Origin of the sequence: Neoalteromonas facilis (genome assembly GCF_002807665.1) — a bacterium.
GTDB lineage: Bacteria > Pseudomonadota > Gammaproteobacteria > Enterobacterales > Alteromonadaceae > Alteromonas_E > Alteromonas_E facilis.
The window spans coordinates 11,514-34,602 of the sequence record NZ_PEAY01000001.1 but is presented as its reverse complement, the minus strand read 5'-3'; the positions used below and the strand labels follow the sequence as shown (position 1 = coordinate 34,602).

The following is a 23,089-nucleotide window of genomic DNA, read 5'->3' as shown; positions in this document are numbered from 1 at the left end:
TGCACTGTTCAACGCAGTATTTAAATTTTAAGAAAACACCGGAAAGAAAAACTAATCCGATTATTTACCCGACCACCGCATCTGAAAAACCCCCTTCATTGCACATTCGTAGAACGATTTTTTTTAATACCTCATCATCTCTTAAAATACGATTGTGACCTAATCCCCGAGTTGCCATAAGCTCCACATCGGGAATGGAGTGATGTAATTTCAGCGCGTCATTAAAGGGCACTTCCCGATCAAGTTCATCATGCATTACCACCGTTGGAATCGCTAAATGTCGTACTTTTTCCATCACCTCTAACGATGCATGAGAACGCCCCACAAATCGTTCAACAAGGTCAATAAAATGGTTCATAGAATGCTTACCCAACTTAATTGCCCCCGCAAACCTCTGCACAACATCCAAAAACGATGAGGGTGATGCAATAAGCACCAATTGCTTCGCGATATTAATCTCCGAAGCTACAAGCGCTAACGCCCCGCCGCCCATAGAGTGGCCAATTGCCAAGTCTATTCGGTCAGGTAAACAAACAGCAGCTTCTTTAATCGCATCAATAAATAGCCCGGGATGTGAATGCGCTAGTGTGGACGGGCCATGACCCGCTGGGGTTAATCCATAAATCGTATATTCAAGCGCGTTAAAGTAATTAAAAGCAGTTTCAAATTGATCCAAAGAACCGTTCCATCCATGCACAAACATCAAGCTCTCTTTACGTTTGCCTTCCCATTTAAATAAATGAGCACCACTTTTTAGTTTAATAGTCTCATCTGGCACCCTGAGCTGTGAACCTGTTTTTACTTTGACATTTACTGTGAACAATAAATTCAGAGCTCGTTCAGCTGCGTGCCGAGGCAACAAACGACTAATGACCCAGAAGTAAGCTTGATAACTCAACACTATTAATTTGCCCATCGTAGAACTCTCATGTAAGTACACCATCATCTTACGGCGAGCATTGACGAGGTAACGTGCGCGTCGTTCTAATTTCCACACTTATCGTTCACCCATGACGATACAGTTAAACTCGAACGTACTGTCAGGCGAATTGAACGATAAAACAGTTCTGTTCAATGGTGTTCAGGCAACCTCTATCACTACTCAATCTACCTGTAGAGGACAATATGGACAGCAAGGCATATTTAGTTATTGGTGCAAGTGGCAAAACCGGTTCGCGCGTTGCACAAATGCTATTAAACAATGGCAAGCCGACAAAGTTGGTGAGTCGTAGTAGTAAAATAAAATTCGACTGGAATGACAAATCTAACTGGCCCGAAGTGTTAGACAATGTAAAAGCTATGTACGTCACTTATTTTCCAGATCTCGCACTTCCGCAAGCGCCAGAAGACATCGAAATATTGTGTCAAATTGCACGACAACAAGGCGTAGAACATATTACTTTACTGTCTGGACGTGGAGAAGCTGCGGCGCAATCTTGTGAACACATAGTGCAAAACAGCGGATTAGGCTGGACTGTTATTCGAGCATCATGGTTTGCACAAAACTTCACAGAAGGCTTATTTCACCAACTATTGATGAATAATGCCGTTGAGCTACCGGTGGGAAATGTAAAAGAGCCGTTTATTGATATTGATGATATCTCTGAAATTGCCTACGAATCCTTGGTAGACCCAAAACATGCCGGTCAACTTTATGAAGTAACGGGGCCAGAACTATTGAGCTTCCCTGATGTGATCAACCGAGTGAATAAGGTCTTCGGTAAGCAAATACGCTTTCAACAAGTCCCTGTATCCGATTTTTCAAATAATATGGCGGAGATAGGCTTAGAGCCCTCAACAATTGGCATGTTGGAATACTTGTTTTGTCACGTTTTAGACGGGAGAAATGAACAAACCACGAACGACGTACATAGAGCATTAGGTCGCCACCCTCGCAGTTTTAATCAATTTCTATTTAAAAATGCGCCGCTTTTCGCGTAGCCTATTTTGAACGTTGGCGTTTACTTTTGGGTAACGCCAACGCCGTTAAGAATCAACATACGTTCGCCTTAACTTGCTCAAATTTAGCGATGAAACAGAATAGACATTACACTCATAAGTTATTATTCTAAACAAATAAACGTTACATTATAACAAAACAAATCAATGTCATCTGATTACAAGTCACGTATAAGTGAGCAGGTTAATGAATCTGCTATTGGGCAGCTGCTCAGTAAAATGTCGATGGAGAGCCTATTTTATATAAGCTCAACGTTACAAAGCCCGTGGGCGATTGCCTATCCGCCGCTGAAAAAATGCATGATATTTCATCGAGTTTTGGAAGGCAGCGTGACCGTAGAAGTAGAAGGCAAACAAACCCACTTACATAAAGGTGACTTTGCACTTTTGCCTCTAGGCAAAGGCCACTGTTTAAGTGATGGCAGCAACGCAAAGCCGACACCTCTTTTCCAGTTGCCGATCCATATTGCGCCAGGTCGATACGAAACCTTGAGACATGGTGGCAGTGGCAATGAATGCAAACTGATCTGTGGTGCGGTTACGTTTACCCACCCGCTGACGCAAAGACTGATCAAAATACTGCCGAGTATACTGACTGTGCGCTCGGACACGCCAAACATTGGCCATGTTGTGAAAACACTGAATGAATTGATCTTAGATGAGGTCAAAAACATGAATGCCGGTACTACGGGCGTTACGGCAAAGCTTGCTGACTTGCTGGTTATTACGGCTATCAGAAACTATTTGGACAATGAGGTTGATCACACCCAAGGCTGGTTTGGTGCGTTGGAGGATCCTCGTATTACAAAAGCAATAGAACTGGTGCACGAATCACCGTCAAAGCACTGGTCACTGACTCAGCTAGCGCAAGAAGTCGGGATGTCACGAACCAACTTTGCCGTTCAATTTAAGCAATTGGTTGGCAATTCTCCGATTGATTATCTAACGGAGTGGCGCATGTCTCTTGCTTATTCCGCGTTGAAACAAACAAAAGATACCATTTTATCTATTGCATTAGACTATGGTTACCAATCAGAGTCTTCATTTTCGCGCGCGTTTAAGAAAGTGATTGGTACCAGCCCAAGTGAAATCAGAAAAGTAAGTGAAGCAACCTAATCCGTTTTAAGTATGCCCCACTTTTCTGGCATTAAATCATTTAAGCAACAGCTTAAATATCATAATTAGATTGGTGATAGTCACTGTTGAATCCTTCAGACAATGCTCTAGCCTGTTTGAAAGCGATTTGAGCTGCGTTTTTATCACCTAACAAATAGTGAACATAGGCCAGACTATCATAGGCCTGAGGGGCTTTAGCGTAAAAGTGACTTAACGTACTGATAACGTCAAGTGCTTCTCGACCAGCGCCGTTCTTAGCCAAATACAATCCGGCTTCATTTAACGGGCGGCCCATAAAGCCGGTGTATCCTGCCGCTTTGTATATCGTGGCAAATTCTTGTTTAAAACGCTCAAGCCCTAACGCCTTGTATTGGTCATAGACAAAATGTTTCGCTGGAAGTGTAAACGCATCAACAGGCTCTTCCCTAATCAATTTAGATAACCGATTAGAAATACGTTCTGCAACGAGCTCGTCGCTATTCGCCAGCACCACGATAATGACGTGCCGATCACGAAGTACTTCTGCTGCAGCACTTACGCCAGTGCCGCCACCATACGAACCATGGTGCGTACCAGTGCCAAAATAGCGCTTAAATGCGTCCCCATCTCGTTGTAGTAATTTATCCGTGAAAAATAGTGCATTTAAAAACTTGTATACGTCGTCAACCGTTGACTCTATTCCACCATCAGGGCCTGAAACCTCCCGAAATTGGGTTGGCTCTAGTGATTTGTCGAGGGCGTAGACATAACGTTCCGACTGGCATGGACTACTTTCTTCACGCAACAAAGAACTGTTTTCGGCATTAATTGGAGTAAAGATTCTCTCGTCAAGCAAAGTCGCAAAGGATTTACCCGATACTTTTTCAAGTATTGCACCCAACAAAATATAGCCATAGTTCGAATAACGATAATCACTGCCGGGTTCAAACAACAACGGTTGCCCTTTTAACAATGCGACTTTCTTTTCTAACGAGTCAAAGCTAAGCGGATCATTCATATAGGCCGGTATAAAAATATCGCTAAACCCTGCTTGGTGCTTGAGAAGGTTTTCAACCGTAACTTTAGAGGCTATTTCTTGCTCTACATTCAATTCAAATTCGGACAACCTAGATTCAAATGACAATTTGCCTTGCTCTATCATTTGCAACACCAAGACCGCAGTATAATGCTTAGCGATAGAACCTATATTGAAACGAGTACAGCGATTATTGGGCGTCCCGTTTTCTATGTTGGACAAACCATAGGAGCGCACTGATACGTGTCTATTTTTATCTGCGAGTAGCACATTGCCAGAAAACCAAGACTGCTCGACGTAAGGTTTAATGATTTGCTCACTTTGTGCGTGGAAACCATTCAGGGGGCCTTTCTGGCTAACTTTCTGAGGAGCTCGCTCACTTTCAGAAACTTCCATTGCTGTCTCAGCTGCTGTGAACTGACTCACAAATAATGCCATTACAGCAAGTATGACTCGTTTAACGTCCATAATGTTTTTCCAATGTCCCTTTAGCTTTTAAACTTGCTATACGCCACATATCGTGTGTTGCTCAACTCGATAACGGTAATAGAAAATTAAAGTTTTAACTTCATGCCTTCATGAGTCGCAGTGAACCCTATACTCTCATAAAAGCGCTTCGCTTCCTGCCTCATCTTATCACTGGTTAATTGCACAAGCGAACAGCCACGGTCCTTTGCCTGTTGAATTGCAAACTCAAACATTTGACTTCCTATGCCTCGATTACGAAAGTCTTGGTGCACTCTTACGCCTTCTAATTGACACCTCCAACTTCCGGTGTGAGTCAAACTAGGGATGAAGGTTAGTTGTAACATCCCCGCTAAAATACTGCCCTGTTCAACCACATACAGCACATTATTGGAGTCATTATCAATATGCTCTAACGCTCTGAGGTAGCGAGGGTTGATTGGAAGAGTCGAATCTTCTCGATTCTGACCCAGTGGGTCATTGGCAAGCAATTCAATTAGCTTGCGTAAATCACTGGTTCTTGCCGGTCGATAATTAAGGTGAATGATCTTGTTGTTCATCTTGCAATTGATTGTTTTAAAGGCCGCTAGCTTACGCCCCGCTTAGGTAGCTTGCTCAACTGAAGATTCAGGTTGTACAACCAATCGTACAAAAGCGCGCACCAGTTTGAGGCCCAATCAAATTGGCAATTCACGATATGAAAATTGGCTGAATGATAAGACGTATGAAATGTACTTTCTGCATGATGTTGAGAAAAAGTATTCGCTACAGTCAATAAAATACCCCAACTCTCGGAAATACAATGAACGTCATAACCATTATTTACCCTGTTTTAGCGCAAGTACTGTTGGTTCTCCTGCTTTTTATATTGCTTGGGAAACGGAAATTTAGCGCAGCGAAGGCTAGAACCGTAGATCTAAAAGAGGCTGCAATGAACAACAAAGCTTGGCCTAAAGATGTTGTGCTTGTGTCCAATAACATTGCGAACCAGTTCGAAGTGCCGGTGTTGTTTTATGTCATCGCGCTCGTCTGCTATCTGACTAATAATGTCAATATTGTCGCCGTTACTTGTGCGTGGGTCTTTGTCGTAGCTCGATACTGCCATGCCTATATTCATGTTACTCAAAACGTGGTGCCTATCCGATTACGCTTTTTCCTTACCTCACTGGTGTCTGTATTAATCATGTTTGTGACAACATTGATTGCATTGCTGTTGTAGTACCACGTTTAGTGCTGTGGCTTTCGTCCGGTGGGCCAAAATAATGCTTTCATGCCCACCGATATAGCCGTTCGGCGGCATACACTAATCCATTTTTGCCTCAGCAAACTCCACAATCTTATCCGTCGGCAATTTCGATAATTCAATAATATTTAATCCCGAATTCTGCATCGCCTCTCGAACAAGATAAACTCCGGTTTTATATCCAATATATTCCCGCCCATCGGGGTGAATACCGGAAACCCAGTGATTGTAATTTGCCCCCATTGGCAACTGTTTAATTTCGGCTAACCAATTAGCAGCATTACTTGGTGGTTGATTGACGTCAAACGTATGCCCGGTCTGCACTTCTGAAAACACTTCGGCTAACCCTTCATTCACAGCAGCATTCAAGATAGTAGGCGCATGTTGATTTTCTCTCATGGTCCATCCCGTTGTTAAATGATGCAACTCATGGAACAACACATGAGGAAGCGCAACCTTAGAAGATGATGTTAAACCTCCTGGAAAGCTCGTTGAAATGTACAGTGCAATTTCGCCCTCGGGTTTATGAGCGTCTGCTCGCCCAGTAATTCCACCGATGATATCAAGGTCCATATCAACCAATTCCACCACAAATGTAATTTTCTCCGGCATATCCGGTAATAACTGCCTTACTTCAATGACAGTGGTTTCAATAACCTTTTGCAAAATCTCCTGCTCTGCCGTCACCGGCTTTGCCCCCACATAACGAATGCTTGCCCCACTATCATTCGCATCTCCTGCTAGCGAATGGTCTGCAACCCCCATTAGCATTGCCGCTAAAAAGCACCAATTCCTTATCTTCATAAAAGCCTCTACAAATCGATAAAACTAGACATAATCACTTACCTAACATAGCTTAACGATTTGACCTAGCAATACATACCTGCAGATTCTGAGTTCAATACCGATCGTTCATTTTCAAACATACAAGAAACATACTTAGATAAGTTCACAATACGGTTTCCTCCAACAATTCAGAGAACAACTTCATGAAAGCGTAGACAAGCGGACATCAGCTACCTATGCTTAAATCTATTCATGCCACTTTTACCAACGACTATGTCATTTGATTATAAAGCACGTATAAACACTAAAATGAACGAAACCGTCATCGGACAGTTGTTGAGTAAAATGACTATGGAAAGCGTGTTCTACACCAAGTCCACACTTAGACAACCATGGGCAGTTTCATTACCCGCAATGAACCAATGCATGATGTTTCATCTCGTAATAGAAGGCGACGCACAAGTAGACGTCACATCTGAACAGGTAAAATTGAATACGGGAGATTTTGTCCTCCTACCACTCGGACAGGGCCATAAGTTATTCGATGGTAGTCCAACCGCGCCTACCCCGCTAAGTGACTTACCTATAAAAATCATTTCAGACCGATATGAAACATTGGATTTTGGTGGTCACGGGAAAACCAGCACACTGATTTGTGGTGCAGTGACATTTAATCATCCTCTGACGCTCCGTTTACTCGGCGTTCTGCCTAGTATTTTACATATCCGCCATGGCGAGGGAGCATGCAGTCATATCATTACAACGCTGAGTGAATTAATTTTAGATGAAATACAAAGTGCGAGCCCTGGTGCTTCAGGCGTAATTGCCAAGTTGGCCGATATTTTGGTGATCACAGCGATTCGCACCTTTTTAGAAACACAACCCGAAAAAGCTAACGCATGGTTTGGCGCACTTAACGATCCGCGCATAACGAAAGCAATTGAACTTGTGCACGAGTCCCCTTCAACTCATTGGACATTAGAGCAACTTGCACATGAAGTGGGTATGTCCCGCACGAGCTTTGCTGTGCAATTTAAACAACTAGTGGGTAATTCCCCGATGGATTATTTGACCGAATGGCGTATGTCATTGGCGTACTCTGCGCTCCTCAATTCAAGTGATAATGTGCTTACCATTGCTCTTGACTATGGATACCAATCAGAGTCGTCATTTTCCCGCGCTTTTAAGAAAGTGATAGGTTGTAATCCGAGTGACGTCAGAAAAGAAATGAATCTGTAGCCGGTCATTCTGCACACCGGCCACTTCCCAACACAGAAGACTTTAAAGGTTCTTCGCCCTATGTTGTTCCACGCTAAGTCGGATCCAATTGGTTCTTCAGGATGTTAGTTAACTTTACTAGCGCAATTCCCTGACTAATCTCAAATTGCATAAAGGCGACTAGTGCATGAGTGAGAATAGTCAGTGGTACATAATGCTGAGGTTGCGCAAAAATCTGTTGTTTAGCAGCCTCAATCCCTTGCTCGTGAAACAGCTGCACAAGCAAAATCGAGTGCTCTTCTTGGGTTAATGCTCTTGGCTTCACGGCATATCCTAACTCTTCAACAACCGATTCTGCTAGCTTCCATACCGACCATGGATTTTGCCCGGTTATCAATTTTCCGTCGTGACTGATATGTTCCAGATAATTCAATCCTTCACTAAAATTTGCGCCTTGTGCAATCAACTTATCCTCAAGCAAGAACGGAAATATTTCCCGCGCATCAGGAATGAGTAGCAGCTCTTCCTCATTAGTGAAACCACTTATAGTTTTGTTGGCGACTAAAAGCTCGCCCGTGTCTAGCACTACGTTTAACAGTGCTGCCGGACCATGGCAAACTGCACTGACAACTCGGTTGTTTTGATATAACTCTTTGGCAATAGTTTTAATGCTGGGGTTATTCGGGAAGTCAAACATAGCGCCTTTCCCACCAACAAAATAAACCGCTTGATAGTCCAGAGGATTAATATCTTTCAGTAGTAACGTATTGGCACTTTTGGATTGTGCCACAGGGTCATTCAAAAACGCATAATCGAACCGCCCCATATCATCGCCATCCAACACGACCGGCGGTTCTCCACCTTCAGGGCTCGCAATGTCAACATTAAAGCCATTGGCCTTGAACACCCAATAAGCGCGTGCTAATTCGGTCAGTTCATAACCTGTTTTATTCCCGCCTGCGAATTCTCCAACATTGGTAACAACCGCTAATATTTTACCGCGATATTCAACGTCACCGTCAACAAGATAGGGAATATCATGCATCTTTGTTTGCTTAAGCTCAGCAACCTGTTGGGCGCTGGGTACTATTTCTGAAAGCCAACCTTTAAAAGCATAAAAACTGACAACTGCAGCGATCACTAGCCCTACAGTAAGCATGAATAACTTCTTTAGCATATAACTCCCTCTGTGTTGTTTACCCAGTAACACAAGTCCCTGTTCAAGCATGGTGTACAGGTACTTGCGCCATCATTTGTCTGAGATGTTCAACGTTGTTAGCGAATAGACAAAGCAAATTGCCTATCAATGGAAACCAAGGGAAGTGTTGCAATGACGGGGTGAAATGAAGGTCAAAAAAAATTAATCAATCAACCCATTACTCATGCGCTTTAACTCATAGGCGTATCTTTTTCACAATGATTTCACAAAGATGCGGCAATAAACGCGGTAATTTTCAATTTGAGTAGAAATCCAAATCTTCCATGATGAAGCGCTATGCGCCCGCCATTGAAAGGTTAGTCAAATACTTATCACCATTCCCGATTAAATACGTAGTCGTGATTGACTCCGACCCATTCCACCATAATGCCCTATCATATTTTCGAGCATTAAATGCAATAGCGATTGGCCATGAGAACCTTTTGAGTAAGGGGATCCCCATAGACCTAAGCTTCCCTGAAACCACTAACATTCATGTGGGCTCCGAAACAATACAAATGCTTCGTACACAGGCGCACACAGACGATAGCAGTGTGGCAACCCTTAAGTCGAATAATGTTGTTTTTACGGGTGATGCAGTACGCAGTGATTGGTTAGTTTACTCAGGCAGCAACGGCTACAAAGCGCATATTGAGTCTCTACAAGAATTAATTCGTATCACCGATGAGGAAACCATTTTCGTGCAAGGTAACCGCGTAAATGATGTTACGTTCTCACAGATGGACTTAAAAAACCTCATCCCAATATACACAGCTTTCTACGAGGGTGTTAGAAGCCTGTACAAACAGGGTATGAGTACAGAGGCCATTGCGCAATCTGAGCGAATACACGCCATTATTAGGCAGTTACCTGCCTATGAGCAATTTCACGAAAACACGATTTATCATGTTGAAGAGGTTATTCAACACATGTTGGCTGAGTAAAGTCAGCCCCCAGTTGTGACTACTTGGGGTGGAATTAACGAATCGCTTACAAACGCTGCTAACGTGCTATTGTATTGCTCTGATTTTTGAAAAAACGGCATATGCCCACTTTGCTCAAACCAGCATAGACGGGAGTTGGGGATATGCCGATGTAACAGGTCTGCTAATAGCGGTAGCGAATAATGATCTTTGCGTCCATGGCTTATCATGACAGGTATTGTCAGGCCTCCCAATACAGACTCATAGTTCATAACCCTGTCTCGCATGTACAGGCGAGTCTTAAGACTTGTCGCTTGTACATCTAACAACATTTCAGCGGTTGTAACTTACTCACTCTAAAAGTACACAGTGACTTTATCGATCAGGTCTCTCGCCTATACCCAACCGGTTGCGACGCTTTAACTGTCGACATAAAGACCAATAAAATTAGTTGCAAAGGAATTACCGATACTTTCTTTTATTTACCGGAACATATCAAAAATCGTTACTTATTTGGATTGGATGAAATTGGTGAGACGCTTTCTATGATGCAAGACATTGTGAGCTTCGAAAAAAAGAGAAAAGCCTAAGCCCTAGCAAATATGCGCTCTTTTTCCTTTGCGTTTAGCCTATAGCCTAAGGTCGCTGTGAAGCGACCTTAGAGAAGCTTTAAATGGCATAACCACAATATGGATAACTCTTTCACTGCTAGCACCGTTTAATGCGCTGGATCCCACTGCGGGACTGTCTCTTTTCCGCTTTCATCATACGCTTTTGCACTGAGTATGTTGCCTTTATCGTCGTATCGATAAATGAATTTAGCCACCTGCAATGTCGCGTGGTTTTTTAGCTTCCCATTTAGATCTAGATAACTCATTTCTGCTACATATCCCTGATCTTGATATCGATATTGTTCCATCGCATAGCCCAGTGTCTTATGAACGACAGGCCGCATATCAGTATCAATGAAAACGCGAGAGCTTAACCGCCCCTCATTATCTAACGACGATACAGTGCCATGTATTTGTGAAGCACCGCTCATAACCATTGCCCCCGACAGATCCTAGTAGAGCTCTGAAGTTTGCATGCGTCCATCATCGCTCCACGTCATCTTTATTTGATGAATGCCGGAAGTAGATTCGGTTGGTTTATCGTCGCGCCCAAAAAACTGCCTCATTGTCGGATTACCGTATTGGTCAAATTCATAGATTACTTTGTGCGCCCCCCAGCGAGTTGTCTGCGGATTGCCATTTTCATCGATAAACCGTGCGACATTCTCAACTGCATAAGCAGACGGAGCGTAGCGTATATCAGCGATTGCACTGAGGCCTTTAATTGGTTTTTCTTCAATATCTAAATTCAACCAGCGCGTGAATTGGCGCTGCTGGTTATATTCAATCTGTGTCATCGCCACACCAGCATCATCAGCAGTTAAGCGCTTTCCTTCAATCCCCAGGTTATACATTCGCGTTAACAATCCCTGCGCATCAAATGAAAAGCGAGTGACCAAATAGCCAAATCCCGGACGATTTCGAACAATCTTTCCCGCCGTATCATAGCGGTGCTCAACAACATCCCCATTGCTCTCGACACCCCATGTATATCGTGCAATGCCAAAATCATTATTAATTATGTCACCAGAAACATTGTAAAAAGATAACTCTCGTCTTCTGTTTCTTTCATCTAATTCAAATATTGCTTCATAGACATCGCCAGAAACCAGCGTTCTTGCACCATGATGATCGTAAAACTGACGAATTTCCTGATTGTCTTTGTACGATATTTCGATATGAGGAGCGCGAACAAAGCGGTCAGTAAACGCAACTGTTTTACCATGCAACTGGTATCGCAATCGAACCAAGCGCCCGTCATCATCATAATCAAATTGGAAATGCTTAATGTTTTTTGCATCAGACTGTGAAACCTGTTTCGCACAGCTAATATCTGCAAACGGTGTCTCTCTGAACGATATACCTGTGCACCATTCGGAGTATGCGGCAGCTTGCACATTGAGCGAAGAAACGCATAGAACACATAACGGTAGAATAATCCTTTTTATTCGGAACATATTGTTGGCCTAAGTTGAAAGGTAAGTACTCAAACCTAGGTGAACGCTCCCATAAAAAGTAAGCTTAGACTGAGGCTTACATTTATCGCGATGGGACGAAGATTTGACTCGTTGAATAACGCCTGAGCCTCTGTAAACCTCAACCTAAACTAACACCCGCTCATTCCCCCTCTTATAGAGTTAAACAAAGTTCAACTCTATTTTTAAATACTCATACTGTGTCCTGCAATTCAATAGATTGTCTATAGCCAAATTCAGGCGTAGGCCAACCCCATAGACAGTACATCTGTTGTTTGCTTCACCCAGTGACAAAATAAGGACTACCCCATGATTGCTTCCCCCTCTCGCCGTCGCTTCGGATCGCCTGCCATGACGATTGCAGGACTATTTTGCTTGCACACAGGGCTTCTTCTCGCCAATGTGGATACCAGCCTATCGACGTCGCTGCTGATTCCTCCCGTCGAATTGGTGATACAAAAGGTACACAACGACATAGACACTACAACATTTAACAATAGTTTGGATCCGCACAGTCAATCCCTCTACTTCACTCAAGTCGCTGCCGATTTTTCACGTATCATCATAATGAAAGGCAACCTGTCTAACGGCAACGTTACTAGCGTATCCCCTATCACTATCCAAGGTTTAGAAGTCGATGGGACTGATATACATATATCGCCAGACGGACAAAAATTACTTTACGTTGCACGACAGCCGCTTGATAAAGCTACCCCAATGGTGGATCACGACATCTATGTCAGCACAAAAGCTGCGTCAGGGTGGTCTATGCCGACAAAACTTCCGGAAAACATCAATTCTAAACAAGATGAGTTTTATCCCAGCATGACTGCCAACGGCGACGTATATTTTGCGAGGCGCATTGCTGGAGACAACTTGGATATCTTCGTTTCCCGATTGGTTGATGGGCAATATCAAGTGGCAGAGCGACTCGGTAGTGAAGTTAACACGACGCTACTTGAAGGAGACCCATTTGTAGCCCCTGATGAGTCATTTTTACTCTTTGCGCGAATGAAAGATGAGGACTCCGTAGGTATGACCGATTTGTATGTTAGTTTTAATCAACGCGGTCACTGGAGCAAGGCTCAAAATCTTGGCAAAGCTTTTAATAGCGAGGGAATCGACGGTAGCCCATTTGTTTCACGCAACAATTTATGGCTGTACTTCACCTCAAACAGAGAATCCCAAGATCCTGCCGCATTCGATAATGGACTTGGCATCTATCGAGTTGCATTGAAAGATGTTCTGGCTATTGCTGACACCCGAGCTGAGCAAAAATGAATATCGTATAGTCAGGATGCAATTCGACTGGCTGCCACTGCAGCCAGTCCAGAACTCAATACGACTCGTTGATATGTACCTATTTAGGATCCGCGTTGTCGCTTTGTTGATGCAATAAAATCATCTCTTTGGCCACTAATGCTGCAGATGGCAAAAACATCGTAGAGACAACACGCTGGTCAATAACAACATCATGCTTGTCTGCTAACGTTTCTTTATTTTCGGCTATTGCACCGTTCAGTTTTAATTGACTCTCAATCAAGAAAGGGAGCAATGTACCTTGTTTAGCCCAAGGTTTAGTGGTTTCTGTGGAGTTAGGAAAACCCGCGACCCTCTTACCTTTTACCAAGAACTCGCCATTCGATAGCTTAACATTTGTAATGCTGGCTGAGCCGTGACCACCCGCTCCAACGACACCTTGCGCTTCATATATATCGGCAATTATGGACTGTATTCTTTCGTCGCTTGCGACATCAAACATAACACCATAACCTCCACCGGTGAAAACGCCCCAGTAGTTAGCGGGATCAACTTGCTCTGGTGTTAGCGTATTATTTGCTTTATCTAAAAACCCGTCATACTTGATTGTGTAGCTCGAAATACCCAACGGGTCTCTCATAAAATGCACCTTCCCGCCTTCAGGCGAGACGAAATCAACCTCATACCCATGGCTGACAAACACATGATACGGAGGGGCAAATTCAAACAAATCGTTTCTCGCTTCATGCTTTTCTGGATCTCCCATATCGAGCTTATTGGATGCAACAATGAGTACCCTCTTTTGCGGTTCCTCGTTGGCAATTGCAGATCCACAGATTGTGAAAGCCAAAAATACTAAAAGTAATGTTCTCATGAGTTAACTCCTCTGTTGCTCCTTAGCAAATTTACCGCATTGAATGTCGTTATTTTGTGAAGGCTTCGCGCAAGTTTGCCGACACTTCCTTCACATTGTTGTTGCTAAAGTGAGGAGAAATTTATTTTGGAGAGATACAACAATGTACAGATTACTGGTCATATTGTGTGGCATCTTATGCTTCAGCACCTACAGTTCGACGAGTGGCATCAAACCGCACTTATTCCGTTGTCTGCTTACTAGACGCCATTCAAAACATGCTATAAGTGGTCTCGTCTGCGCGCTTACTCGACGGCGGGCAAGAATGAACCGTAATCGTGTGAAACGCCTAAATTGGATGACAAAGATTCATCTCTAACGGCAAAGTTACCATTGATCAAAACGTGCTTTACCAGACCAGGGTTTCGGTTTACCAATCGTTTTAAATCAAAGTTTTCCATATCCGCCCAGTCAACAGATTCCAGATCTTGCGACAATCCAGACGGATCTATAACAACAATATCAGCCCTATCACCCTGTCGAATTTTACCTGCATCAACGCCGAACCACTCCCCCTGCTCGCCCGTTACTCTCCATACCGCTTCTTCCAGTGAAATAAAGTCAGGGTCAGTATTTTCGTGTGCAAGCTTCAATAAACGTAGCGGCAAATTATAAAAGGCCATGTTGCGTATGTGAGCGCCTGCGTCACTAAAGGTGATCAACGACGTTTTATCACGAACCAGCTTTTTCAGTATGCCAGGGCGATGATTAGCCACTGTGGTATACCAGCGCAACGATGTTCCATATTCAACGACAAGATCGAGAAACAAGTCGACCACATGGATCCCCCTCTCCGCTGCTACGGTCGCAAAGTCTTTTCCTTTAAGAGAATTATCGGGGCAGTCTAGAATGATCGCATCACTAAAGTCGCGTTGCCATACACGTGGACTTAACTTTTCGCCGTAAAATTTACGGAAATCACGGCGGTATTCCTCATTTTTCAACAAGGCATCTCGTTCGACTTTGTGTTTGAGATCAAGTGCCATTTCGCCCGCACCAAACTCTTCAAAAAACACAACATCAATCCCATCAGCGTACACAGTAAAGGGCGTTGGCAGCACCTGCCAGCGGAAATTACCATTAAGCGCATTTGCGAAAGACGCTGCCAACTTAGTTAGCATATTGATATATGCACTGCCTTTTAAATCCATACGACTAATGAGAGTGGTTTTTAACGGGCGCCGAAACCAACCAATGGTTTCTTTCACATAGTCGAATATTTTGAGCGGCTCAGATGCATTCGGGGCCCCTTGATGAACGCGATTATAGCGCCTCAGAATAGTGTTGAGCCTGGCTATTTCATTCCAATGGGCATAGGTGCTTGGGAGGCTTTTCGACCATTCTCTGTCTCCGTCAATTTTATCCCACTTCAAGCGCATGCTCGATAACCCAAGGAAGCCACATTGCATTGCTTCTTCAAGTATAGATTCCATTTCTGCCATTTCTTCTTCAGTGGGTACAATCGCTTTGTCTGTGGCTCGAGACAACCCCATCACTGCCGTTCGTAAATCACTATGTCCCAGCATACTGATCACATTCGGGCCTAAGGGCTGCTGATTCATAAACTCGACCCATTGCTTGGGAGAAGACCAATTTTTTTTCTGTTTTAATATGGGAAGGACTCGTTCACGTGGAACGGTTTCAACGCGGGTAAAAATATCTGATGCATCCTCATAATCGCTGCAAATCATACTAAGAGAGCAACTGCCAACCATCACCGTTGTTACTCCGTGCCTGACCGATTCAGACAAACTCGGTGTCACTAACACTTCAGCATCGTAATGCGTGTGTGTATCGATAAACCCCGGCATCACCCATAATCCTTCAGCATTTATGTATGTTTCTGCTAAATTTGCATCCAGCGGTGATGACGTTACCTCAACCACTACGCCATCTCTGATCGCGATGTTTTGAATCGATGAAGGTTTTGGGGTGCCATCAAAGTAGCGTCCACCAGAAATGATCGTATCGTAAAGCGCCATATAAATAACTCAAACTCGTTTTATGAACCCATCATTGACGAAGTAAACAAGATTTACTTATCATTTGATGACACCTTCCCTCTTTGTTGAGAAATCCAGTAATGCCCAATACATTGATGATCCAAGTCAGCGCATTACAAGGGTTTCCCACACTAGTCCGTCATTTTGGCGGTGAGCCGAAAGATTTTTTGCGTCCATATAATTTGAGTGAGGACGCAATAGAGAGCAGCCAAGCCAGAATTCCCGTGGCCCAATTCGCTGCGATCCTAAACGATGCTGCGACATCCTTATCGGTTCTTGAATTCGGATTACTATTAGGAAGCCAACAGGACTTTGGTGCTCTTGGCGAATTAGGCTTTTTGTTGCGCAGCGCCGGTACCCTAAATAACGCAATCGCACTTTCTAATAGCTACATGAGTTATCACAATCAATCAGAAATATGGCAACTTGAACGCGGCTCAAACACCGCAGTGTTGAATCGCTACGACCTGTTAAGAAACAAGCCCAATACCAACCAATATACTGAGCTAGCATTTGCAACGTGCATCAAACTATTGAAACTCATATTAGGCCCCCTATTTTCGGGCGCGACGTTACAATTGCGACACAGCGCTATTGCTCCGCAATCTGCGTATCAAAAAGTTTTAGGTATAGATGTTGTGTTCAATACTGAACAGGACAGGCTGTCGTTTCCTTCGACCTTGTTGGATAGTGCATTTTGCTTTGCGCATCCAAAAGATGCAGTATTTTCGCAGAATCAGGTTCTTCAGTACGCAAGGCAACATCGTCGCAGCATCACAGAGGTCGTAACATCGCTAATTGAGCAGCTACTTGGCTCCACTCAACCGTCACTCGAGTTCATTGCGCGACAATTAGATATGCATAAACGAACCCTACAGCGTAGCCTGGCCCGTGAAGGAACTGTATACAAAACACTGTTGAATAACATTCGAATGGAAAAAGCGAAATGGTATTTACACCAAAGTGACATTGATATTACTTTGCTTGCTATGATCCTCGGATACCAAGAAGTGGCTAACTTCTCCAGAGCTTTTAAAAGGCACACAGGCCAGTCACCGCGACAGTATCGTCAAACGCCTTAGAGGTTTACCATCGTTTTGTATAACGTAAACGACAACCGTGTTATTTAGCAAGCGCCGCCATGATTTTAATTATCAACCGCTTTAGAACTGTAACGTTTATTGTTTTTCTAGTGACTCAAAAAGAGCAAGTCCGAGCTAGCACCGCGTGCCCAAAAGTGAAAAATCAGGAAAATTTTGACGCATTTCAAACACAAAAAAACCCTGATAAATCAGGGCTTTATGTTTGGTTGCGGGAGCAGGATTTGAATCGGGTTATGAGACCCATTTTTTACTAGTACATTATTTTACTTAAAAATACTTTAATTATATTTACTATTTTTAACTACTTGTTTTTATTTATTTTAATATTTTTTATTTGTGACATAAAAAGTAAGTAATGAAATAAAAATAATTTCAAACTAGACTTTGTGTAACGTTTTTTGCTTTTTTAAAGCGATATACAAAATGACCTTAACCCAGTATTTTTTATTTCGCCACTTGTTTCTTCAATGCTTTGAATCGGCCTGAACTAATGAGTGCTTCTTTATCTTCCGAATTTATCGATGAGCTTTCGCACAAAGACTTGTGTTTTAAATTAATAAGGCATTTAGGTTTTAAAGCTTTCCGCGGGTGGAGTTTTCGAAGAGGATTCGAATATTGACGGCCTTAACGACGCGATACTTAGGATTAAAAAGCTTGTCGATTTGTTTGATTTCCTGCAAACCTCTCTCCCACAACAAACGTTGATTGCAGTTAATGATTTAGCCCGAGCTAATTACCTTATCCCTTCAAAATCATCATCACGTAATAGAGAGAATGTACTAAGTGGCAGATTACATCTATACCCTGTTCTTTCGATATTGACACAAAGAGTTACTGCATTTGATAAAGGGCAAATCAGAGCGATTCATGCGTTACAAGCAATACTGTTTCTTTGGCTAGTAAAAACGGCAACCGAAAACAATCTAGCAACCACAAAAGTTCCAAATAAAATTAATAGGCTCTGCCAGAAAATCAGGAACTACTCAAAAAGTGTAGAGCATCCAATCATCTGGCCATCCTCAACGCTTTCTGAATCCGAGCTTATATTGGAGCTTTTTGACAAGCAATCTAATGTTGGCAAGTTGTTCGATTTGCCCGATTACTTAAATCTATCAGAGGCTGCGATCCCACAAGAAAGTATTCCAGCGCTCAGAGACAAAGTAGACCAACCAGGGAAATCTCAGCAAGCTAGAGTGAAAAAAAGGGACATAATACAAGAATTACCACCTGAGAAATTCACACAAAGGAAGATCTACAACCTAACAGACGTTGAAGCAATTACTGATGTTTTTGAAGAAGTTGATAATGAAAATTCGCTAAAACATTTAACTTTTCATGAGAGAATTGCACGGCTTGCAAGTGCGCAATACATTTCCGCGATGGACAACCAGTTTCTGCCATATGCATGGGAGTTTCTAAATCCAATTGAGCAGGCAAAAACTGTCGAGACAATCAAAAATGACTCCCCATCGAAGTTAAGAACCCTCGCCATTTTAACAATAGCGACCTCGTTAGACTGTGACCAACTTTTTTATGCTCAAATAGTCGATAAGTTTGATGAAGAGTCTACTCAGATCCAAATAAGCGGCGCGCTCAACATCTGGTTCTCTAAATTCCCAACACTTAAAGGAAAGTTTGTAAGACAACCAAATGAGCATGATTACCTCGAACCGGTAATTCAAAAGCTTTTCCTTCCTCTGCCAATCGAAGCTGACGGTTTAATTTCGGTCAACACAACGACCACCTTGGGGGAATTACTAGGGTTTCCCTCTCCTAAAGACATGAAAAGTGCGCTCGATAAATATTGCCTTCAGGTACGTTCTCGTGGCAACAACAGATTGACTCCCCTTAAGCTTCGCTCTTTGATATTTAACAAGTTGATCTCAAACATTTCTGATGAGGTTAAATCGAGCTATGCAATAAATAACGATGAGTTCTCACCATCCATAGCGCTGTATTACGCGTCTTTTGAAGCAGCCGATTTACAAAATTTAATAGTAAATGCAATTCGTGAAATGGGCCTCACCATTCATGAAAATGAGTACCTTAAACAACTTGGTCGCTACGGATCTGAATTATTTTGGGCCCCCGAGCATCACAAAGCGCACATAAAGAATATTATTGGCTCTCTCAGTAGTCACCGTGAGATCAACGCTAGTACAGAGTTGCACGATATCATTAAATATCATAATGACTATGTCTCATATGTAGGATGGATGTTGCACTGTGCAACAGGTCACCGAGAGAGAAACTCCTTCACGATAGATGCAGTAAACATCAGTGAAGAGTGGTTGTTGGTAAACGATAAAGTCAAAGAATACGAAAATCCGAGACTTGTGAAAATTAGCAAGCAATTGCAATTACAACTGAATCAGTACAATGAACACCTGATCCACTTATCTAAAGCACTAAAAAAATACAACAAAGATCTCTCAAAATATGTTGGCACGCTAAGTCAAAACATCGGGCGAAATCTGAACAGTATTCCGTACTTCTTTTACCTCTCTGACGCTGATGATATTAAACCTTCTCCCATAAGCACTAGAGCGATTTTTGAATCTCTAGGACTACCGAGAAATATACAGCGTAATATTCAGCGTCATTGGTATATAACAGGATTAAGAGAAAAAGGATTGCCAGCAGAATGGATATTGGCATCATCAGGTCACAGTGGTATTGGTCAGCTCCCCTATACCTATACATCATTGTATCCAATTAAAGCTTATGAAAAGTCATGGGATGACTATGTTGATAGCTGGCTTCTCGAACTAGGGTTTGAGGTGGTACCAACATCTTTATCCTTCGCTCACGGGCACATCCCTAAACTAGGTAACGTTGAGTTAAGTAAGGCTATATTAAGAGACCAACTCGTAACTCGCCCTCCCCCTGTGCGTATTGAACAACTTGTATATCAAGAAATTAAAAGACAACAAATTGTCGAATTTGAGAACGAAAAGCACTTTAACCAATTTATTGACAAGTTGGGCGAAGCAAATGACTGGACAGTGCATCAAAAGTGCGCAGCTATAAATCATCTACATACCTTTTTGGACCGCATGCCTAGAAATGGAAATTCAAATCAGTTCAATCTCCATTATGCTCCACAGTATGAAGCGTCTCCGATCCTTAATGACCATATTCTTAACGTTAGGAGAATTAATTATCTTAGAGCGGAGATCATTAATCATCTTCCTGACGAATTGTCCATTTTAAGTAACAAGGAAGTTGAAGGCTTACTGGTTATTTCGTTAATCATCAATTGTGGTATCGGAAACCATAAGGACCTAAAAGCGCTATGGGCTCAAATTCGTCATTCCTTGGTCCGCTGCAACGATCATGTTTGGTTTGAGTGGTACGAAGAGGGGCGACTAGTTAGACGGTTTATCGATGTTGTTTCTCTAAGTTTGTACATTGAACTAAATCGACGTAATCGATTCAGCATTAAAATTCCGGAAAAAGCGAGCTCTCAGCTATTAAGGAAAATGACTAGCCTATCGACTCTATTCCTAAATCTTGATTACGAGCTAAACCTTAATCAACTGCTTCGCATAACCAAATCATGGTTTTTTGATTCGCTACCCGGACAATTGGCCGCAGCATGCGCTGGAGACCTAAAGATAACACACCTTCGAAAGCACAACCTTGTGAGGGTTTTAGACGGCCATTTCATTAAAGAAGACCTTTCAATATCGTATGATTCAAAGCCCAACTTAAACTGGGTAAAGCAGAGCCAAACACCTGATCTAAAGGAATTAATGCAGTCGTTTCAGCAATTGCTTGACATCCTCTCAAAAGGTTTAACCAAAACGCAGAGCATCTCCCCCCAAACAAAAAAGCTAAATCGTAAAGAGTTAAAACAAGAAATTGAAAGCTTGCGACAGAATTGGATCAGAAATGAATACTCATCATTACTAGTTACACTCGCAAGTTACGCAATTGAAAAATTGGGCAGGAAAAAAAAGAGTGGAGAATTTATAAGGATAAGAACGGTTATAGACTATGTCCGGAGCGCAGGTGTTCCCCTACTTTCTATTTCATTTCAAGATAATTGGTTAGACCTTCTCGAAGATGAACTCGAACAATATTATTTGTATGCGCTAAGTTTTAACGGAACAAATAAAAAGGCTCGTTTAGCAAAAAGATTACGCTTTTTCCACGACCATTGCGTTGAACAATACGGCCAACCCGAACTCATTCTAGAAAATTTAGACCAAGCATTTATCGCTCGATACAGCGATAGTAAAGTGCGGGCCTCTGTTATTACAACACAAGAGTATGAAACGACTCATCAACTCATTTTCCAAACAAAACAGTTAAGCGAAATTAACAAGAGTCACCTAAGTCTTCTTGCAATTCTTGTCTTTCGCTTTGGATTGAGAGTCAGTGAAGCACTATCTTTAGATACTCGAGATATTTGTATCAGTAACAAACACATAATAGTTTTAGTGCGTGCAAACAAATTAGGACGACCAAAGACGAGAGCGGGTTTTCGTCAAGTGCCGCTGTCTCATTTACCCGAACAAGAATTAGCTAGGATTCAAAGCGTTTTAAGCAAATTATCTGCGCGATTCAGTGGAGACGACGCGGCGATTTTTTCGAACCTAGAGTCACCATGGGAAGTTTTTTCGGCGTCAATTTTATCTCAACAGCTACTGTCTATACTGAAGCACGTCACCGGTTCACAAAAAACAGTCATTCATGACGCGCGACATACGTTTGCGTCGGCAATAACAACATTAACGATGACTGATAATGCAAACAGTTTAAAAGGCATTAAAGATTGGTTTAACCCAGGCGAATATCAAAGGTTCATGCTAGGCCACAGCTATGCAACTAGAAGGTTATCATTCGCCATAGCATGCCAATTAGGACACGCTTCAAACATAACGACAGCGGAAAGCTATTGTCACTTAGTTGAAGTGCCGCTATTCGAATATCTTAATTCGTTACTACCAAGCATCAGAACGACCAAATTATCGAGCTGGTTTAACATCAAAGACAATACAATTCGTCAGTTAAAAAGAAGAGCAAATGACCAACACGATTTCATTAATAGCTTGATCCTAAAAGCTGTGGAGAAAGCTGGGATACGGAAAGAAGAGCTTGTATCGTTTGACCCAATCGGTTCATATCAAACTCTACCCCTTCCATCATCAAATACAATATCATTGCAACAACTCGAATTTGTTGTGACGGAAATATTAAATGGTTGTGATCACGCATGGTTAGAAAAGCATTTATTTTTAGAGAATGAGAAAGCACGCTTAATAACGCAAATTGTCCGCAATTTGGCTGAAGAAACACAAATAAAACGGATCTGGCGAAACGAGTCCCTTTTTAATTTCGCCCAAAATCAGGCACATAAAAGCAAAATTCTAGTGAATGCCCTAAGCAATGACGCTTCGACTACAAGCGAATTAGCAAAAATATGGAAAGACAATTTTATTACAGAAGCCCATGGTTTATTAATCGGTGACACTAAAAGCAGAGAAAGATTTATTGAGCTAGTCGAAAGCACAGAAGGGTTAACAATAGAAGTTAGAACAAACGATATTAAACAAGATAAAGGCCAGAAACAGGGACATGTAATTACTCAATCAAGAAGCTATCGAGTGAATGCACTCCATAAAAATAAAAGAGTAAAAACGGGCCAAATATTGATTGGTCTTAAGGATGACCTAAACAGCTCTTCAAATAGATTAATGGTATTTGCACATCGGTTTTTCTTTATCGCTTGCGTACAAAATTTATTTGAAAAGAAGTCAGTTGAAATATTTAAAAAATACCGCACAATTAATTAA

The 23,089-nt window shown here is 42.3% G+C and carries 17 protein-coding genes; 8 read left to right on the top strand and 9 right to left on the bottom strand.

Features of this window, described 5'->3' with window-relative positions; genetic code table 11:
- Positions 1-64: 64 nt before the first annotated feature.
- Complete coding sequence (locus CSH93_RS00135; protein WP_205663158.1) at positions 65-916, bottom strand: alpha/beta fold hydrolase; 852 nt, start codon at positions 914-916, stop codon at positions 65-67.
- A 209-nt stretch (positions 917-1,125) separates the two neighbouring features.
- Here CSH93_RS00135 and CSH93_RS00130 point away from each other — a divergent pair, with 209 nt between their 5' ends.
- On the top strand, positions 1,126-1,941 hold the full coding sequence (locus CSH93_RS00130; RefSeq protein ID WP_164078254.1) for an NmrA family NAD(P)-binding protein: 816 nt from the start codon (positions 1,126-1,128) through the stop codon (positions 1,939-1,941).
- 165 nt (positions 1,942-2,106) lie between these two features.
- Positions 2,107-3,075 carry an AraC family transcriptional regulator gene (locus tag CSH93_RS00125; RefSeq protein WP_100640646.1) on the top strand — a complete coding sequence of 323 codons (969 nt, stop codon included), beginning with the start codon at positions 2,107-2,109 and terminating at the stop codon, positions 3,073-3,075.
- A 52-nt stretch (positions 3,076-3,127) separates the two neighbouring features.
- Here the strand turns inward: CSH93_RS00125 and CSH93_RS00120 are convergent, their stop codons facing one another.
- Positions 3,128-4,558, bottom strand: coding sequence for a serine hydrolase domain-containing protein (locus CSH93_RS00120; RefSeq protein WP_100640644.1), 1,431 nt, complete (start codon positions 4,556-4,558; stop codon positions 3,128-3,130).
- Positions 4,559-4,644: 86 nt separating this feature from the next.
- Positions 4,645-5,115, bottom strand: coding sequence for a GNAT family N-acetyltransferase (locus CSH93_RS00115; RefSeq protein ID WP_100640642.1), 471 nt, complete (start codon positions 5,113-5,115; stop codon positions 4,645-4,647).
- A gap of 242 nt (positions 5,116-5,357) precedes the next feature.
- Between CSH93_RS00115 and CSH93_RS00110 the strand changes: the two genes are divergently transcribed.
- Positions 5,358-5,774, top strand: coding sequence for an MAPEG family protein (locus CSH93_RS00110; protein WP_100640640.1), 417 nt, complete (start codon positions 5,358-5,360; stop codon positions 5,772-5,774).
- Positions 5,775-5,858: 84 nt separating this feature from the next.
- Here the strand turns inward: CSH93_RS00110 and CSH93_RS00105 are convergent, their stop codons facing one another.
- Positions 5,859-6,602, bottom strand: coding sequence for a DUF2268 domain-containing putative Zn-dependent protease (locus CSH93_RS00105; RefSeq protein ID WP_100640638.1), 744 nt, complete (start codon positions 6,600-6,602; stop codon positions 5,859-5,861).
- 255 nt (positions 6,603-6,857) lie between these two features.
- Between CSH93_RS00105 and CSH93_RS00100 the strand changes: the two genes are divergently transcribed.
- The gene (locus tag CSH93_RS00100; protein WP_100640636.1) at positions 6,858-7,823 is read left to right on the top strand and encodes an AraC family transcriptional regulator; all 966 of its coding nucleotides are present in this window, start codon (positions 6,858-6,860) and stop codon (positions 7,821-7,823) included.
- Between the two features lie 73 nt (positions 7,824-7,896).
- Here CSH93_RS00100 and CSH93_RS00095 read toward each other — a convergent pair whose 3' ends face one another.
- The gene (locus CSH93_RS00095) at positions 7,897-8,979 is read right to left on the bottom strand and encodes a type 1 glutamine amidotransferase domain-containing protein (protein WP_100640634.1); all 1,083 of its coding nucleotides are present in this window, start codon (positions 8,977-8,979) and stop codon (positions 7,897-7,899) included.
- Between the two features lie 305 nt (positions 8,980-9,284).
- Here CSH93_RS00095 and CSH93_RS00090 point away from each other — a divergent pair, with 305 nt between their 5' ends.
- On the top strand, positions 9,285-9,944 hold the full coding sequence (locus CSH93_RS00090) for an MBL fold metallo-hydrolase (RefSeq protein ID WP_100640632.1): 660 nt from the start codon (positions 9,285-9,287) through the stop codon (positions 9,942-9,944).
- A gap of 697 nt (positions 9,945-10,641) precedes the next feature.
- On the opposite strand, the gene CSH93_RS00085 is transcribed toward CSH93_RS00090, so the two are convergent.
- Both CSH93_RS00085 and CSH93_RS00080 read right to left on the bottom strand, forming a co-directional pair.
- Entirely contained in the window at positions 10,642-10,965 is a 324-nt protein-coding gene (locus CSH93_RS00085) for a hypothetical protein (protein WP_124748915.1), read from the bottom strand.
- Positions 10,966-10,986: 21 nt separating this feature from the next.
- Positions 10,987-11,991 carry a hypothetical protein gene (locus CSH93_RS00080; protein ID WP_124748914.1) on the bottom strand — a complete coding sequence of 335 codons (1,005 nt, stop codon included), beginning with the start codon at positions 11,989-11,991 and terminating at the stop codon, positions 10,987-10,989.
- Between the two features lie 327 nt (positions 11,992-12,318).
- Here CSH93_RS00080 and CSH93_RS00075 point away from each other — a divergent pair, with 327 nt between their 5' ends.
- Positions 12,319-13,290, top strand: a complete 972-nt coding sequence (locus CSH93_RS00075) for a TolB-like translocation protein (RefSeq protein ID WP_100640626.1) — start codon at positions 12,319-12,321, stop codon at positions 13,288-13,290.
- 79 nt (positions 13,291-13,369) lie between these two features.
- Here CSH93_RS00075 and CSH93_RS00070 read toward each other — a convergent pair whose 3' ends face one another.
- On the bottom strand, positions 13,370-14,143 hold the full coding sequence (locus tag CSH93_RS00070; RefSeq protein ID WP_100640623.1) for a type 1 glutamine amidotransferase domain-containing protein: 774 nt from the start codon (positions 14,141-14,143) through the stop codon (positions 13,370-13,372).
- Positions 14,144-14,427: 284 nt separating this feature from the next.
- Positions 14,428-16,164, bottom strand: a complete 1,737-nt coding sequence (locus CSH93_RS00065) for an N-acyl-D-amino-acid deacylase family protein (protein WP_100640621.1) — start codon at positions 16,162-16,164, stop codon at positions 14,428-14,430.
- Between the two features lie 101 nt (positions 16,165-16,265).
- On the opposite strand from CSH93_RS00065, the gene CSH93_RS00060 reads away from it, so the two are divergent.
- Positions 16,266-17,267 (top strand): AraC family transcriptional regulator, encoded by a 1,002-nt coding sequence (locus CSH93_RS00060; RefSeq protein ID WP_100640619.1) that lies wholly within the window; start codon positions 16,266-16,268, stop codon positions 17,265-17,267.
- A 683-nt stretch (positions 17,268-17,950) separates the two neighbouring features.
- Positions 17,951-23,089, top strand: a complete 5,139-nt coding sequence (locus CSH93_RS00050; protein WP_100640615.1) for a tyrosine-type recombinase/integrase — start codon at positions 17,951-17,953, stop codon at positions 23,087-23,089.